The sequence below is a fragment of the Paenibacillus agaridevorans genome, assembly GCF_003112455.1.
GTDB classification, from domain to species: domain Bacteria; phylum Bacillota; class Bacilli; order Paenibacillales; family Paenibacillaceae; genus Pristimantibacillus; species Pristimantibacillus agaridevorans.
In genome coordinates, this window is record NZ_BDQX01000053.1 from 12608 (window position 1) to 28270 (window position 15663).

Sequence of the window (15663 nt, forward strand, 5' to 3'; positions counted from 1 at the left end):
GCGAGTCGATTCCGTATGAGAAACGGGTATTGCATATCGATAAAGATCGGGCAGGTATAGAGCGGTCGCTGGCCAATCCGTACCTTTCCGCCAAGTCAATTGACTAAGAGCGATATGCAAAATATTCGTAAATATGGCTAAACGACAAAAAGTGCCATTAATCTTGCTTGACATTGGTATAGGCGAAGTGATAATATATCGAAGTGTGCCTGATGACCGGGCTTATGGAATACTTTTGTTTCATTATGAACCGCCTGGGTCTGTGGGCTTAAACTGTGGATGAAATGTCTACTATGAGAAAACCTTTATCGAGGTCAATCAAAGATGAGAGACCGCGTTTTTAAGGTAGGTTTTATCGCCAATAAGACTTTATGTTTCCGACATGTACGGGAATTGTCAATTCTTATGTGGACATCAAGACATGAATAAGGGGAAGGGGGTGGCAACATGCCAACTATTAACCAGCTCGTTCGCAAAGGCCGTCAAGCGAAAGTCGTGAAATCGAAATCGCCAGCCTTGCAAAGAGGTTTCAACGCTCTGAAACGTGAAGCAACTGAAATCAGCGCTCCGCAAAAACGCGGTGTGTGCACTCGTGTAGGTACAATGACTCCGAAAAAACCGAACTCCGCGCTTCGTAAGTACGCGCGTGTACGCTTGACTAACCGTGTTGAGGTTACTGCGTACATCCCAGGTATCGGTCATAACCTGCAAGAGCACAGCGTTGTTTTGATCCGTGGCGGTCGTGTTAAGGACCTTCCGGGTGTACGTTACCATATCGTTCGCGGCGCATTGGATACTGCGGGTGTTAACAACCGTAACCAGGCCCGTTCCAAATACGGTACGAAACGTCCGAAAGTTAAAAAGTAAGAATAGTCCGATCGGGATATTCCAAGCAAGTACAAGCCACTATTAGAAGAAAGGGGGACTTTACATGCCACGCAAAGGTCCTGTAACAAAACGCGATGTGCTGCCGGATCCGGTTTACAATAGCAAACTGGTAACTCGTCTGATCAACCGTATTATGATCGACGGCAAGAGAGGTACTGCACAAACGCTGTTATACGATGCTTTCAAGCTGATCCAGGAGCGTTCCGGTAAAGATCCAATGGAAGTGTTCGAAGCAGCATTGAAAAACATCATGCCGGTTCTTGAGGTTAAAGCTCGCCGTGTAGGCGGCGCTAACTATCAAGTGCCAATCGAGGTTAAGCCTGAGCGCCGTACGGCTCTTGGTCTTCGTTGGCTCGTGAACTACTCGCGCAACCGCGGCGAGAAAACGATGACTGAACGTCTGGCTGCCGAGATTTTGGATGCTTCCAATAACACAGGCGCATCTGTTAAGAAGCGTGAAGACACGCACAAAATGGCTGAAGCGAACAAAGCGTTTGCTCACTACCGTTGGTAGGATAACCATAATCGAGAGGAGACAAATTTATGGCAAGAGAGTTCTCCTTGGAAAATACGCGTAATATCGGGATTATGGCGCATATTGACGCTGGTAAAACTACAACCACTGAACGGATCTTGTTCTTCACGGGCCGTACCCACAAAATTGGCGAGGTGCACGAAGGTGCAGCTACAATGGACTGGATGGAACAGGAACAAGAGCGCGGCATCACGATTACGTCTGCCGCTACTACCGCTCAATGGAAGGGTAACCGCATCAATATCATCGATACTCCGGGTCACGTTGACTTCACAGTTGAAGTTGAACGCTCCCTACGCGTATTGGACGGGGCCGTTGGTGTTTTCAGTGCAAAAGAAGGCGTTGAGCCGCAATCCGAAACGGTATGGCGTCAAGCCGACCGCTATGGCGTTCCACGGATCGCTTACGTTAACAAGATGGATATCATTGGCGCAGACTACCTGAATGTTGTCAAAGACATGCGTGAGCGTCTGCAAGCCAATGCCGTTGCGATTCAATTGCCTATCGGCGCAGAATCCGACTTCGTCGGCGTAATCGACATTGTTGAGCGTGTGGCTTACAAGTACGTTGATGATCTGGGCAAGGACCCGGTTAAAGGCGAAATTCCTGCTGAGTATGCTGACCAAGTTGAAGAACTTCGCAGCGAGCTCGTAGAGAAGGTTGCAGAACTGGACGAAGATCTGATGATGAAGTATCTGGAAGGTGAAGAAATCACAATTCCAGAACTGAAGGCTGTTCTTCGTAAAGGCGTTTGCGACGTTAAGATTTTCCCTGTAGTAGCCGGTTCTTCCTATCGTAACAAAGGCGTTCAATTGGTATTGGATGCGGTTGTTGACTACTTGCCTGCGCCAGTTGACGTACCATCTATTAAAGGTACGCTCGAGGATGGCGAAGAAGCAGTACGTCCTTCTTCCGACTCGGAGCCGTTCTCGGCTCTGGCATTCAAAATCATGACGGACCCTTACGTAGGACGTTTGACGTTCTTCCGCGTTTACTCGGGTATCCTGAAATCCGGTTCGTATGTTCTTAACGCAACTAAGGGCAAACGCGAGCGGATTGGCCGGATTCTGCAGATGCACGCGAACAGCCGTCAAGAGATTTCGGAAGTACACTCGGGCGATATCGCTGCCGCGGTAGGTCTGAAGGATACGACTACGGGAGATACGCTGTGCGACGAGAAGTTCCCAATCGTTCTTGAATCGATGAACTTCCCTGAACCCGTTATCCAAATCGCAATCGAGCCTAAGACGAAAGCAGACCAAGACAAACTTGGCGTTGCAATCTCCAAGCTCGCCGAGGAAGATCCAACATTCCGCGCTTATACGGATGAAGAAACGAACCAAACGATCATCGCTGGTATGGGTGAGCTTCACCTCGAGATCCTCGTTGACCGTATGCTTCGTGAATTCAAAGTAGAGACGAATGTAGGTAAACCTCAGGTTGCTTACCGTGAGACCTTCCGTCAAGGCGCTAAGGTTGAAGGTAAATTCGTTCGTCAATCCGGCGGTAAAGGTCAGTTCGGTCATTGTTGGGTCGAGTTCGAACCACAAGAGGCTGGAGCAGGCTTCGTCTTCGAAAGCAAGGTTGTGGGTGGATCGATTCCTCGTGAATACATCGCTCCAATCCAAGCGGGTATCGAAGAGTCGATGAAGAATGGCGTTATCGCCGGCTTCCCGCTCGTTGATATCAAAGCGACTGTTGTCGATGGATCCTATCATGACGTCGACTCCTCTGAGATGGCATTTAAGATTGCTGGTTCCCTGGCGCTTAAAGCAGCGAAAGACAAGTGTAAACCTGTCCTTCTCGAGCCAATCATGAAGGTCGAAGTTACGGTTCCAGAAGAGTACATGGGCGACGTTATGGGTATGCTGAACTCCCGTCGTGGTCGCATCGAGGGTATGGATTCCCGCGCAGGCGCGCAAATTATCCGTTCCAAGGTGCCTCTCTCCGAGATGTTCGGTTACTCCACAACTCTTCGTTCCGGTACGCAAGGACGCGGCGTATTCTCGATGGAGCTTTCTCACTACGAAGAAGTTCCGAAATCGATCTCCGAAGAGATCATTGCCAAGCACAAAGGTTCGGCTGAGTAATAGCCGACTGGCTGCTCTAGCATGAACAAGTTGTATTTTGGCCGGTGTTCAGGTGTGATTTCGCTCTCGATGCCGGCCCACACATAAAATATCAAGTGATATTGAGGAGGATTAAGTTCAATGGCTAAGTCTAAATTTGAACGTACTAAACCGCATGTTAACATCGGTACAATCGGTCACGTCGACCATGGCAAAACAACTCTGACTGCTGCGATCACAACTGTACTTTCCAAAAGATACGGCGGCGCGGCTATCGCGTTTGACCAAATCGACAAAGCTCCAGAAGAGCGCGAGCGCGGTATCACAATCTCCACATCCCACGTTGAGTATGAGACTCCTAACCGTCACTATGCTCACGTTGACTGCCCAGGTCACGCCGACTATGTTAAAAACATGATCACAGGCGCTGCACAAATGGACGGAGCGATCCTGGTTGTATCCGCATCTGACGGCCCAATGCCGCAAACGCGCGAGCACATCCTGCTCTCCCGTCAAGTAGGCGTTCCTTACATCGTTGTATTCCTGAACAAATGCGACATGGTTGAAGACGAAGAGCTTCTTGAGCTGGTTGAAATGGAAGTTCGCGATCTTCTGTCCGAGTATGACTTCCCAGGCGACGACACGCCAATCATCCGCGGCGCGGCTCGTGAAGCACTTGCTAACCCAGATGGTCCTTGGGCTGACAAAGTCATCGAGCTGTTCGAGCAAGTTGACACTTACATCCCAACTCCTGAGCGCGACACGGCTAAGCCTTTCCTTATGCCTGTCGAGGACGTATTCACAATCACAGGCCGTGGTACAGTTGCTACAGGTCGCGTAGAGCGTGGCGTTATCAAAGTTGGCGACGAGATCGAAATTATCGGTCTTGCTGAAGAAACTCGCAAATCCGTTGTTACGGGCGTTGAGATGTTCCGTAAATTGCTTGACTCCGCTCAAGCTGGCGACAACGTAGGCGCACTTCTTCGCGGTGTTGACCGTAAAGACATCGAGCGCGGTCAAGTTCTGGCTAAACCAGGTTCCGTTAAGCCACACACGAACTTCACAGCTCAAATCTACGTTCTGACTAAAGAAGAGGGTGGCCGTCACAAGCCTTTCTTTACTGGCTACCGTCCACAGTTCTACTTCCGTACAACTGACGTTACAGGTATCATCAACCTGCCAGAAGGCACTGAGATGGTTATGCCTGGCGACAACATCACAGTTACAGTTGAACTGATCGCTCCAATCGCGGTTGAAGAAGGAACTCGCTTCTCCATCCGTGAAGGCGGCCGTACTGTAGGCGCTGGCGCTGTTGCAACGATCCAAAAATAATGACATGCGGCGACTCGCCGCATGCATGGAAAACCTCCACTTCGGTGGAGGTTTTTTTTCGTTGGATAGCAAATTATGTTACTCCGAAAGACACTATGGGTTCGTAATGGAGCCAATTTGCGCGATGATGATAGGCAGAGAGTGACTGGACGTTTGGAGTTTAATCACCTCCAAGTGTTTTTTAACGTTTCTTAATGACAATAATTATCATAAAAATTGGCATTGACGAGGTCGCTAGTAAACAATTATGATTAAGTTTATATGAGTATAAACGCATTTTTTTGTATTTATATCAAAATTATTATCGTTTTCTCTAATACTTTAACGACAAAAAGCGATAAAGCTTTGATGCATCTACAGGGAATTGCGGGAAAGTAATACAAAATAATGAAAAGAGCGAGAGGGGTTTTAAGGTGAAGAAGAAAGTAATAATCGGTTTGGCCTTAACAGCAATGATGACTGTTACTGCCGCATGCAGCGAAGAGAAGGTTGATTACACAGTTGCAATCTCCCAGGTAGTCGAACATCCTTCTTTGGATGCAACGCGTGAGGGATTTTTGAAAGCATTCGAAGATGCTGGCATCAAGGTGAAAGCTGATTATAACAATGCACAGGGCGATCCTAACAACTATAAGTCCATAGCGGAAACGATTGCTTCCAGCAAGGCTGACTTGGCTCTTGGTATTGCTACTCCAACAAGCCAAGCATTGGTCGAAGCCATTACTGACAAGCCTGTATTGTTCGCCGCTATCACTGACCCTGTCGATGCGGGTCTTGTACCCAAATTGCAGGCTCCCGGCGGTAACGTTACGGGCGCTTCGGACTTGGATCCTCAATCCATTACGGACTTAATGGAATTTATCGCGAAAGAATTTCCTAATGTAAAGAAAGTAGGCACGGTGATTAACGAGTCTGAGGACAATTCCGTCATTATGAGCGGTATTGCCGCTGAAGCTCTTGCTAAACATGGCATTGAGTACGTTAAAGCAGCGGTGGCCAACAGCTCGGACGTTCAGCAGGCTGCTCAATCTCTTGTCGGCCGGGTTGATGCAATCTACATCGCTTTGGATAACACGGCTGTGGAAGGGCTAGATGCCATTATCGACGTAGCCGAAGAGAACGATATTCCTTTCTTCTCGGCTGATAGGGATACGGTTGTAAGAGGAGCCTTCGCGACAATCGGCTTCCAGTACTTCGACCACGGTTATGAAGTCGGCCAAATGGCAATCGAAATCTTAAAGGATGGGAAAAATCCGGGCGAGATGGATGTTAAAACTCCGCAAAAGTTGGACTTCGTCCTGAACTTGAAGGCAGCTAAGGAGCAAGGGATCGAAGTAACGGACGCTATGAAAGCTTATGTGAAAGACAAGGCCAATATATTGGAATAAATAACATCAGGATAAACAAAACCATGGGGTGATCGGGGGGCTGATTCACCCCATCCTTATGATTAGAGGAGGCAATTTCAATGCTCGTTTCTCTGACCGGTGCACTGGAAAGCGGTTTGTTATATGCGCTAATGGCGTTAGGGGTATTCATCACGTTTAGAATACTGGATTTTCCCGATCTTACGGTCGACGGAAGCTTCACGACAGGCGGTGCGATAGCTGCCGTCATGACCATATCGGGAGTTTCTCCATGGATCGCACTGCTTTGCGCCTTTTTAGGCGGAGCTCTGGCAGGGCTATGCACGGGTTTGCTTCATACCAAAGGCAAGATCAATGGCCTGCTATCCGGAATCATTATGATGATCGCTCTATATTCTATCAATCTTAGAATTCTGGGCAAACCGAATGTATCGTTGAGAAATGCGGACAATATATTCAATGGCATTGATCCGATAATTGCGGGCTTGTTATTCGCGATCATTATTAAAGTAGGTTTGGATTGGTTCTTCAAAACGGATCTCGGCATGAGTTTACGAGGAACGGGAGACAACAATCGCATGATAAGAAGCTTTGGGGCGAATACGGATCGAACGATCATAATCGGCGTATCGCTTTCGAACGCTCTCGTTGCCGGCTCGGGCGCACTGATCGCTTTTTCAAGTAACGCGGCCAATGCCACGATGGGGGTAGGTATTATCGTGGCAGGACTGGCTTCGGTTATTATTGGAGAGGCCATATTTGGAGCCAAAACCATATTCCGTGCTACTATGGCTATCGTTCTAGGAGCTATTATTTATCGCTTGATCTATGCCATTGCGCTTCGCGTAGGTTGGTTGGATGCCTCCGATATGAAACTTATTACCTCTATAATTATTATTGGGGCACTAATTATTCCAACGGCCCGCAAAGCCATGAAAAGCAAAGCTGTAGCTAAGCGGCGTACCGAAGAAGTCATGAATTCCATTCATGGTATAAACGGAGGTGATCGCTAATGCTAAAGGTCGAGAGCGTATCCAAACTGTTTAACCCAGGTACCGTAGATGAGAAAATTGCATTGATGAATGCGGAACTTCATTTGAAAAAAGGCGATTTCGTAACCGTCATTGGCAGCAACGGCGCGGGGAAATCAACGCTGATGAATTTAATTTCCGGTGTTATGAAGCCGGATGCGGGCAACATATCAATAGATGGCAATAATGTAACGTTGGTGCCTGAACATAAAAGAAGTCAGTGGATTGGCCGAGTGTTTCAGGATCCTATGGCAGGCACGGCGCCGCGTATGACAATCGAAGAGAATATGGCCATCGCGTACAAGAGAGGCCTAGCTCGCGGCTTCTCGCTTGGTGTAACGGGTAAAACCCGTAAAATCTTCCGAGAGGAGCTGCATCGTCTCGGAATCGGGCTCGAGAACCGTATGGGCGCCAAGGTCGGATTGCTGTCCGGCGGAGAGCGGCAAGCGTTAAGCCTGCTGATGGCCACGTTTACGCGTCCGCAGATCCTTTTGCTCGACGAGCATACGGCAGCGCTGGATCCTGCTAGAGCGGAGCTCGTGACGACGCTGACCGAAGCTATTGTGCGCGAGCTGAACTTGACGACGCTTATGGTCACGCACAACATGGAGCAAGCCATTCGTCTTGGAAATCGCCTCATTATGATGGATAAGGGCAGAATTATCTTGCAAGTCGATGAAGATCGCAAAAAAGATCTGACCGTCGAGAGGTTGCTTGGAGAGTTCGAACAGATCAGCGGCAAGAAGATGGCGGACGATCGCGTCGTGCTGGGGTAGCAGAACTAATCAATAAGCTCGGCAGTTTGCGGATGCAATTGGGTATCCGTTGGCAGCCGAGCTTTTTTGTGTTTGATCGGATAACACTGACGTGGACTGTCGCTCTGCCGCGCGCTCTCTAGTCTCGTAACTCCCGCGTCCAGCTAGCACTAGTGTAATGCCGCCCTGTACGTTGCATCCGCACCATTATATATAGAAGAAACACATAGAGCATCGCAAAGGGATGATATGGATTGTGGGGTCGGTCAAATATGCAACCTTCTCAAAGCCTTGCGCGGCGCGGGTTCCGGCGATCTCAACTTTTATTCAAATGATTGAATGTTTTAGTTGCAATCGCCCGCCCAATCCGATATAATATTGACTGTTGGTCTGACGTTGCGTTGATGTGAGAGGTTGCCGACACACCCGGCCCCTTTGCCATGGGACCTGTGCGGGTTATTCTCACGGAGTATGTCCGATTAAAAAATTGGGCGAAAGAAGGAGGGACTTATATGGCAAAGCAAAAGATTCGTATCCGCTTGAAAGCATACGATCACAGAATTCTTGATCAATCCGCAGAGAAAATCGTTGAAACTGCAAAACGTTCCGGTGCAGGCGTATCCGGGCCGATTCCGTTGCCAACGGAAAAGCAAATCATCACTATTCTTCGTGCGGTTCACAAGTACAAGGATTCCCGTGAGCAATTCGAGATGCGCACACACAAGCGCTTGATCGACATTGTGAATCCTACGCCGCAAACCGTTGATGCGTTGATGCGTCTGGATCTGCCGTCCGGTGTAGATATCGAAATCAAGCTTTAATTAACAAGAACATCCGTATATGCGATCATAGAGAGGAAATGAGGTGTCAACATGAAAGGTATCTTAGGGAAAAAGCTTGGAATGACTCAAGTATTTACCGCTGAAGGTAACGTGGTTCCAGTAACGGTAATCGAAGCTGGCCCAAACGTTGTTCTTCAGAAGAAAACAGTAGAAACTGACGGCTACGAAGCCGTTCAACTCGGTTTCGCTGATAAGAAAGAAAAAAGATCCAACAAACCAGAGATCGGTCACGCCAAGAAGGCTGACGCGACTCCTAAGCGCTACGTTCGCGAAATTCGCGGTATCAACCTTGGTGAGTATGAAGTTGGCCAACAAGTGAAGGCTGACCTTTTCGCAGAGGGCGAATTTGTTGACGTAACAGGTATTTCGAAAGGCAAAGGCTTTGCCGGCGTTATCAAGCGTTGGGGACAAAGCACGGGACCTATGTCCCACGGTTCCCGCTATCACCGCGGTCCAGGTTCCATGGGTTCCATCCAGGCGAACCGCGTGCCGAAGGGCAAACGCCTTCCAGGCCACATGGGTCATGAGACGATCACGATCCAGAAGCTTGAAGTTATCCGCGTCGATGCGGAACGCAACGTCATCCTCGTTAAAGGCTCCATTCCTGGACCTAAGAACGGATTCGTAAAAGTCAAACAAACGGTTAAGAACTAATCGTTCTTAAAAAGAAAGGAGGAACACGAAATGCCTAAAGTAACAGTATTTAATGTGAGCGGTTCGCAGGTAGGCGAATTGGAACTGGCCGAGAACGTATTCGGAATCGAGCCTAACACTCATGTTATGCATAGCGCAGTCGTTCTGCAGCAAGCTGCCGAACGTCAAGGGACGCACAAGACGAAAGGTCGCTCCGAAGTACGCGGCGGCGGTCGCAAACCTTGGAAACAAAAAGGCACGGGCCGCGCACGTCAAGGTTCCATTCGCTCCCCGCAATGGGTTGGCGGCGGAACGGTATTCGGGCCTACACCACGCTCTTACGGCTTCAAATTGCCTAAGAAAGTTCGTCGTCTGGCGATCAAATCCGCATTGTCTTCCAAAGTGATCGCGAACAACATCATTGTTCTGGATCAACTGACATTCGCGGCTCCTAAGACGAAGGAATTCCAAAGCATTCTAAACAACCTGAAAGCTGATCGCAAAGCTCTGGTTGTAACAGCTAACTATGAGGATAATGTAGCATTGTCCGCACGCAACATCCCTGGCGTGAAGTTCGTCGCTGCTGACGGCATCAATGTTCGCGATGTGCTTGTGTATGACAAGCTGATCATCACCAAGGAAGCAGTAGAGAAAGTACAGGAGGTGCTTGCGTAATGAAAAATCCACGCGATATTATCAAGCGCCCGGTTATTACGGAACGTACGAGCGATTACATGGCTGCCAAACGTTATGTGTTTGAAGTAGACCTTCGCGCGAACAAAACCGAAATCAAACAAGCTATCGAACAAATCTTTAACGTAAAAGTAACCGGCGTTAACACAATGCGTGTTGCAGGTAAACCGAAGCGTTATGGCAGACATAGCGGCTACAGACCTGACTGGAAAAAAGCAATCGTTCAGCTGAGCGATGACAGCAAAGAACTTGAGTTCTTTGAAACGTCTGTATAGAAAAGGAGGGAATACAAGTGCCAATCAAAAAGTACAAACCGACCTCTCCAGCTCGTCGTGCGATGTCCGTATCCACATTCGAGGAAATCACGACAAGCACACCGGAGAAATCGTTGCTTGCGCCGCTCTTTAAAAAAGCCGGCCGTAACAACCAAGGTAAAATTACGGTTCGCCACCATGGCGGCGGACATAAACGTAAATATCGTATCATTGATTTCAAACGTACCAAAGACGGTATCGCAGGTAACGTGGCAACGATCGAATACGATCCGAACCGTACCTCGAATATCGCACTGATCCACTACGTTGACGGCGCGAAAGCTTACATTATTGCTCCGCAGGGCCTTAAAGTAGGCGATCAAATCGTATCCGGAGCGGACGCGGATATTAAGATCGGCAACGCATTGCCGCTCAAAAACATTCCTGTTGGTACAGTTATCCACAACATCGAGCTTAAACCAGGCAAAGGCGGCCAATTGGTTCGCGCAGCCGGTACGGAAGCTCAATTGTTGGGTAAAGAGGAAGACTACGTATCCATTCGTCTGAGCTCTGGCGAAGTTCGTCGCATCCTGAGCACTTGCCGTGCTACAATCGGTTCCGTAGGCAACGGAGATCACGAACTCGTGAAAATCGGTAAAGCCGGCCGTAATCGTTGGCTCGGCAAACGTCCTCAAGTCCGCGGCGTAGTTATGAACCCGAACGATCACCCGCACGGTGGTGGTGAAGGCCGCGCTCCAATCGGACGCAAGTCGCCGTTGTCCCCATGGGGCAAACCGACACTGGGCTACAAAACTCGCAAGAAAAAGAAAGCATCGAGCCAATACATTATTCGCAAACGTACGAAGTAATAACTGCTTGATACAATCCGCGTGAGAGCAGTCTCACGCCAGCGCTTATGCGAAGGGAGGATTCTACATGGGTCGCAGTTTGAAAAAAGGTCCATTCATCGACGGTCATCTGCTTAAGAAAGTCGAGGGCCTGAACGAAACGAACAAAAAGGTCGTAATCAAAACATGGTCCCGCCGTTCGACGATTTTCCCGCAATTCATCGGACACACGATCGCGGTATACGACGGACGCAAACACGTGCCGGTATACGTGACTGAGGACATGGTAGGACACAAGTTTGGTGAATTTGCACCGACTCGTACTTACAAAGGCCATGCGAACGACGATAAAAAAACGGGCAGACGTTAATTTGCCCTTTATCTATTTTCTAACGAACGAGAGGAGGTTCCCACATGCCAGAAGCAAAAGCGCACGTTAATTTCGTACGTATCGCTCCTCGCAAAGCGCAGCTCGTAGCGGACTTGATCCGTGGCAAGAAGGTTGGCGAGGCGATCGCGATTTTGCGTCACACGCCTAAAGCTGCTTCCCCAATCATCGAGAAGCTGCTTAACTCTGCGATTGCTAATGCCGAGCACAACTACCAAATGGACGTAAACAACTTGGTCGTATCGCAAGTATACGCAAACCAAGGTCCTACTATGAAACGTTTCCGCCCGCGCGCGATGGGTCGCGCAAGCCGGATTAACAAAAGAACCAGCCACATCACCTTGGTGGTATCTGAAAAATAAGGAGGGATAACGTGTGGGTCAAAAGGTAAATCCAGTCGGTCTTCGTGTCGGGATTATCCGTGATTGGGAATCCAAATGGTACGCAGGCAAAGACTTTGGCGATCTTCTTTTGGAAGACGTAAAAATCCGTGAGTACTTGAAGAACAAGCTGAAAGACGCAGCAGTATCCCACATCGAGATCGAGCGCGCGGCTAACCGCGTGAACGTGACGATCCAAACCGCTAAACCAGGTATGGTTATCGGCAAGGGCGGTTCCGAAGTGGAAAACCTGCGTACGGAGCTGGGCAAGATCTCGAAGGGCAAAAAAGTCCACATCAACATCTCTGAAATCAAACAAGCCGATCTGGACGCTATCTTGGTAGCTGAAAGCATCGCACAACAACTTGAGCGTCGCGTATCTTTCCGTCGTGCATTGAAACAAGCAATTCAACGTTCCATGCGCGCTGGTGCCAAAGGGATCAAAACCGCTGTCAGCGGCCGTCTCGGTGGTGCAGAGATCGCGCGTAGTGAAGGCTACAGCGAAGGCACGGTTCCGCTTCATACGCTTCGTGCTGATATCGACTACGGCACAGCTGAAGCACATACGACTTACGGCCGCATCGGCGTAAAAGTATGGATCTACCGTGGCGAAGTCCTTCCTACGAAGAAGAAAGCTCCCCAGGAAGGAGGCAACTAATCATGTTGGTACCTAAACGTGTAAAACACCGCAAGCAACAACGCGGTAATATGAAAGGTCGCGCGAAAGGCGGCACTACGGTTGCTTTCGGCGAATACGGCCTTCAAGCTATTGAACCGTCATGGATCACGAACCGCCAGATCGAAGCGGCTCGTATCGCGATGACTCGTTATATCAAGCGTGGCGGTAAAGTATGGATCAAGATTTTCCCTGACAAACCGATCACTCAAAAGCCTCTCGAGGTGCGGATGGGTAGCGGTAAAGGTAACGTTGAGAAATGGGTAGCTGTTGTTAAGCCGGGCAAAATCATGTTCGAGCTGGCTGGCGTACCTGAAGAAGTAGCTCGTGAAGCAATGCGCCTTGCGGCTCACAAACTGCCTGTTAAAACGAAGTTCGTGAAACGCGAAGAAGTGGGTGGTGAAGCAAATGAAGGCTAGTGAATTTCGCAACCTAACCTCTGTTGAGATTGAACAACAAATCGCCGGTTTCAAAGAAGAGTTGTTTAACCTTCGTTTCCAATTGGCTACGGGTCAACTGGACAACCCGACTCGAATCCGTGATGTGCGTAAGGAAATAGCTCGTGCTAAAACCGTTTTGCGTGAAAGAGAACTCGGAATTACCAGCTAATTATAAACCTTGCACAAAAAACCGATCACGGATGAAGGAAGGAGGCAAAACATGAGCGAACGCAATGCCCGCAAAGTTCAAATCGGCAAAGTGGTAAGCGACAAAATGGATAAAACAATCGTGGTGGCTGTAGAAACTTACAAAAAACATGATTTGTACCATAAACGCATCAAATACACGAAAAAATATAAAGCCCATGACGAGAACAACCAAGCGAAAATCGGCGATACCGTCAAAATCATGGAGACTCGTCCACTATCCAAAGACAAGCGCTTCAGATTGGTTGAGGTTGTCGAAGTAGCCGTTGTACTTTAATGAGCGCAGCAGTGCCCGCATGAATGTCGAAAGGAGGACGTAATCCATGATTCAACCATTTACACGTTTGCGTGTTGCCGACAACTCCGGCGCTAAAGAATTGATGTGTATCCGCGTACTCGGCGGTACTGGCCGTCGCGTTGGCCACATCGGTGATCTGATCGTTTGCTCCGTCAAACAAGCAACGCCAGGCGGCGTTGTCAAAAAGGGTGACGTAGTAAAGGCGGTTATCGTTCGTACGAAGCGTTCGGTTCGCCGTAAAGACGGTTCCTACATCGCATTCGACGAGAATGCTGCCGTAATCGTCAAAGAAGACAAGAGCCCTCGCGGCACTCGTATCTTCGGACCAGTTGCCCGTGAGCTTCGCGATAAGGACTTCATGAAGATCGTATCGCTTGCACCGGAAGTAATCTAAGAACGACAAGATAAAGGCCTGATAGCTTAGCGAGCAGGAGGTGTAACAAATGCCAAGACTGAAAAAAGTATTGGAATCCCACAACAATAAATTGCATGTAAAGAAAGACGATACGGTCATCGTCATTACCGGTAAAGACAAAGGTAAGAAGGGCCGCGTCATCGCAGCTTATCCTCGTGAGAACCGCGTGCTGATTGAGGGAGTCAACATGGTGAAGAAGCATTCGCGTCCTTCCCAAGCGAACCCGCAAGGCGGAATCATCGAGCAGGAAGCTCCAATCCACGTCTCGAACGTGATGCACGTAGATCCGAAGAGCGGCGGCGTAACCCGTATCGGTTACAAAGTGCTGGATAACGGCAAGAAAGTACGGATTGCTAAAAAATCCGGAGCACAGATCGACTAATCGTTATGGTAAGAAAGGAGGTCCATGAACAATGACAGCAAGACTGAAAGGTCGCTTTCTTAATGAAATCACTCCTGCCCTGATGCAGAAGTTCAACTATACTTCGGTTATGCAAGTTCCGAAGATTGAGAAAGTCGTAATTAACATGGGTGTTGGCGAAGCAGTTTCCAACTCCAAAATTCTCGATGTTGCCGTAGAAGAGCTGCGCATCATCTCCGGTCAAAAGCCGGTTGTCACTCGTGCCAAAAAATCCATCGCGGGCTTCAAGCTTCGTGAGAACATGCCGATCGGGGTTAAAGTAACGCTGCGCGGCGAGCGCATGTACCACTTCCTCGACAAGCTGTTCAACATTTCCCTTCCGCGTGTACGTGACTTCCGCGGTGTATCGACCAAAGCGTTCGACGGACGTGGAAACTACACGCTGGGCCTTAAGGAACAGCTGATCTTCCCTGAGATCGAATACGATAAAGTTGATAAAGTACGCGGTATGGACATCGTCATCGTCACGACGGCAAAAACGGACGAAGAATCTCGTGAGCTGCTGACCCAAATGGGCATGCCGTTCACGAAGTAATCCACTTTAGGAGGTGTAATACCCAGTGGCAAAAACTTCGATGAAAGTGAAGCAACAACGCACACCGAAATTCAAAGTGCGCGCTTATACGCGCTGTGAGCGTTGCGGCCGTCCGCACTCTGTTCTTCAAAAGTTTAAAATTTGCCGGATTTGTTTCCGCGAGTTAGCATACAAGGGCCAGATTCCTGGCGTGAAAAAAGCAAGCTGGTAATCAAGCCTAGTTCGGGAAGGAGGTTCACATAAATGGTTATGTCTGATCCGATTGCAGATATGTTGACGCGCATTCGCAATGCGAACGTCGTTCGTCACGAAACAGTGGAGATGCCTGCTTCGAAAGTGAAGAAGCAAATCGCTGAAATCTTGAAGCGCGAGGGCTTTATCCGCGATGCTGAATATATCGAAGACAACAAACAAGGGATTATCCGTATTTTCCTGAAATACGGCCCTAACCAAGAGCGCGTTATCACTGGCCTTAAGCGTATCTCGAAGCCAGGTCTGCGCGTATACACGCAAGCAACTGAGGTTCCTCGCGTGCTTGGCGGACTGGGAATCGCGATTATTTCCACGTCCAAAGGCGTTATGACAGACAAGGAAGCTCGCCAGGTGAAATCCGGCGGCGAAGTCGTCTGCTACGTTTGGTAAGAAATAAGTCAGAA

23 protein-coding genes are annotated in these 15663 nt (G+C 48.9%); all 23 read left to right on the forward strand.

The features are described 5' to 3' along the window. Positions 1–447: 447 nt before the first annotated feature. Complete coding sequence (gene rpsL, locus PAT3040_RS05670) at positions 448–867, forward strand: 30S ribosomal protein S12 (RefSeq protein ID WP_087570302.1); 420 nt, start codon at positions 448–450, stop codon at positions 865–867. 64 nt (positions 868–931) lie between these two features. Further along, positions 932–1402 (forward strand): 30S ribosomal protein S7, encoded by a 471-nt coding sequence (rpsG, locus tag PAT3040_RS05675; RefSeq protein ID WP_087570303.1) that lies wholly within the window; start codon positions 932–934, stop codon positions 1400–1402. Positions 1403–1431: 29 nt separating this feature from the next. Continuing rightward, positions 1432–3513, forward strand: a complete 2082-nt coding sequence (fusA, locus tag PAT3040_RS05680) for an elongation factor G (protein WP_087570304.1) — start codon at positions 1432–1434, stop codon at positions 3511–3513. Between the two features lie 120 nt (positions 3514–3633). Continuing rightward, positions 3634–4824, forward strand: coding sequence for an elongation factor Tu (gene tuf, locus PAT3040_RS05685; RefSeq protein WP_087570305.1), 1191 nt, complete (start codon positions 3634–3636; stop codon positions 4822–4824). Between the two features lie 413 nt (positions 4825–5237). After that, positions 5238–6212 (forward strand): ABC transporter substrate-binding protein, encoded by a 975-nt coding sequence (locus tag PAT3040_RS05690; RefSeq protein ID WP_108991866.1) that lies wholly within the window; start codon positions 5238–5240, stop codon positions 6210–6212. A gap of 80 nt (positions 6213–6292) precedes the next feature. After that, positions 6293–7204, forward strand: a complete 912-nt coding sequence (locus tag PAT3040_RS05695) for an ABC transporter permease (RefSeq protein WP_108991867.1) — start codon at positions 6293–6295, stop codon at positions 7202–7204. Further along, positions 7204–7998 (forward strand): ABC transporter ATP-binding protein, encoded by a 795-nt coding sequence (locus PAT3040_RS05700; protein ID WP_087570308.1) that lies wholly within the window; start codon positions 7204–7206, stop codon positions 7996–7998. The genes PAT3040_RS05695 and PAT3040_RS05700 overlap by 1 nt, the downstream gene beginning before the upstream one ends. Before the next feature lie 491 nt (positions 7999–8489). Next, positions 8490–8798 (forward strand): 30S ribosomal protein S10, encoded by a 309-nt coding sequence (gene rpsJ, locus PAT3040_RS05705; protein ID WP_005544556.1) that lies wholly within the window; start codon positions 8490–8492, stop codon positions 8796–8798. A 51-nt stretch (positions 8799–8849) separates the two neighbouring features. Further along, a complete protein-coding gene (rplC, locus tag PAT3040_RS05710) occupies positions 8850–9473 on the forward strand; it encodes a 50S ribosomal protein L3 (RefSeq protein ID WP_087570309.1) in 624 nt (207 codons plus the stop codon). A gap of 30 nt (positions 9474–9503) precedes the next feature. After that, complete coding sequence (rplD, locus tag PAT3040_RS05715) at positions 9504–10127, forward strand: 50S ribosomal protein L4 (protein ID WP_087570310.1); 624 nt, start codon at positions 9504–9506, stop codon at positions 10125–10127. Beyond that, positions 10127–10420, forward strand: coding sequence for a 50S ribosomal protein L23 (gene rplW, locus PAT3040_RS05720; protein ID WP_087570311.1), 294 nt, complete (start codon positions 10127–10129; stop codon positions 10418–10420). The genes rplD and rplW overlap by 1 nt, the downstream gene beginning before the upstream one ends. A gap of 17 nt (positions 10421–10437) precedes the next feature. Beyond that, positions 10438–11268, forward strand: a complete 831-nt coding sequence (gene rplB / locus PAT3040_RS05725; RefSeq protein ID WP_087570312.1) for a 50S ribosomal protein L2 — start codon at positions 10438–10440, stop codon at positions 11266–11268. A gap of 67 nt (positions 11269–11335) precedes the next feature. Next, positions 11336–11617 (forward strand): 30S ribosomal protein S19, encoded by a 282-nt coding sequence (gene rpsS, locus PAT3040_RS05730; protein WP_087570313.1) that lies wholly within the window; start codon positions 11336–11338, stop codon positions 11615–11617. Positions 11618–11661: 44 nt separating this feature from the next. Next, positions 11662–11997 carry a 50S ribosomal protein L22 gene (gene rplV, locus PAT3040_RS05735; protein WP_087570314.1) on the forward strand — a complete coding sequence of 112 codons (336 nt, stop codon included), beginning with the start codon at positions 11662–11664 and terminating at the stop codon, positions 11995–11997. A gap of 13 nt (positions 11998–12010) precedes the next feature. Then, the gene (gene rpsC / locus PAT3040_RS05740) at positions 12011–12673 is read left to right on the forward strand and encodes a 30S ribosomal protein S3 (RefSeq protein WP_087570315.1); all 663 of its coding nucleotides are present in this window, start codon (positions 12011–12013) and stop codon (positions 12671–12673) included. Between the two features lie 2 nt (positions 12674–12675). Continuing rightward, entirely contained in the window at positions 12676–13110 is a 435-nt protein-coding gene (gene rplP, locus PAT3040_RS05745; RefSeq protein ID WP_087570316.1) for a 50S ribosomal protein L16, read from the forward strand. Continuing rightward, positions 13100–13300 carry a 50S ribosomal protein L29 gene (gene rpmC, locus PAT3040_RS05750; RefSeq protein ID WP_087570317.1) on the forward strand — a complete coding sequence of 67 codons (201 nt, stop codon included), beginning with the start codon at positions 13100–13102 and terminating at the stop codon, positions 13298–13300. The genes rplP and rpmC overlap by 11 nt, the downstream gene beginning before the upstream one ends. A gap of 51 nt (positions 13301–13351) precedes the next feature. Then, a complete protein-coding gene (gene rpsQ / locus PAT3040_RS05755) occupies positions 13352–13615 on the forward strand; it encodes a 30S ribosomal protein S17 (RefSeq protein ID WP_068679351.1) in 264 nt (87 codons plus the stop codon). A 46-nt stretch (positions 13616–13661) separates the two neighbouring features. Beyond that, entirely contained in the window at positions 13662–14030 is a 369-nt protein-coding gene (rplN, locus tag PAT3040_RS05760; RefSeq protein WP_087570318.1) for a 50S ribosomal protein L14, read from the forward strand. 49 nt (positions 14031–14079) lie between these two features. Further along, positions 14080–14433, forward strand: coding sequence for a 50S ribosomal protein L24 (gene rplX, locus PAT3040_RS05765; protein ID WP_087570319.1), 354 nt, complete (start codon positions 14080–14082; stop codon positions 14431–14433). Positions 14434–14464: 31 nt separating this feature from the next. Next, positions 14465–15007, forward strand: coding sequence for a 50S ribosomal protein L5 (gene rplE / locus PAT3040_RS05770; protein ID WP_087570320.1), 543 nt, complete (start codon positions 14465–14467; stop codon positions 15005–15007). Positions 15008–15032: 25 nt separating this feature from the next. Continuing rightward, positions 15033–15218, forward strand: a complete 186-nt coding sequence (locus PAT3040_RS05775; protein ID WP_013312154.1) for a type Z 30S ribosomal protein S14 — start codon at positions 15033–15035, stop codon at positions 15216–15218. 32 nt (positions 15219–15250) lie between these two features. After that, positions 15251–15649, forward strand: coding sequence for a 30S ribosomal protein S8 (gene rpsH, locus PAT3040_RS05780; RefSeq protein WP_087570321.1), 399 nt, complete (start codon positions 15251–15253; stop codon positions 15647–15649). Positions 15650–15663: the final 14 nt, after the last annotated feature.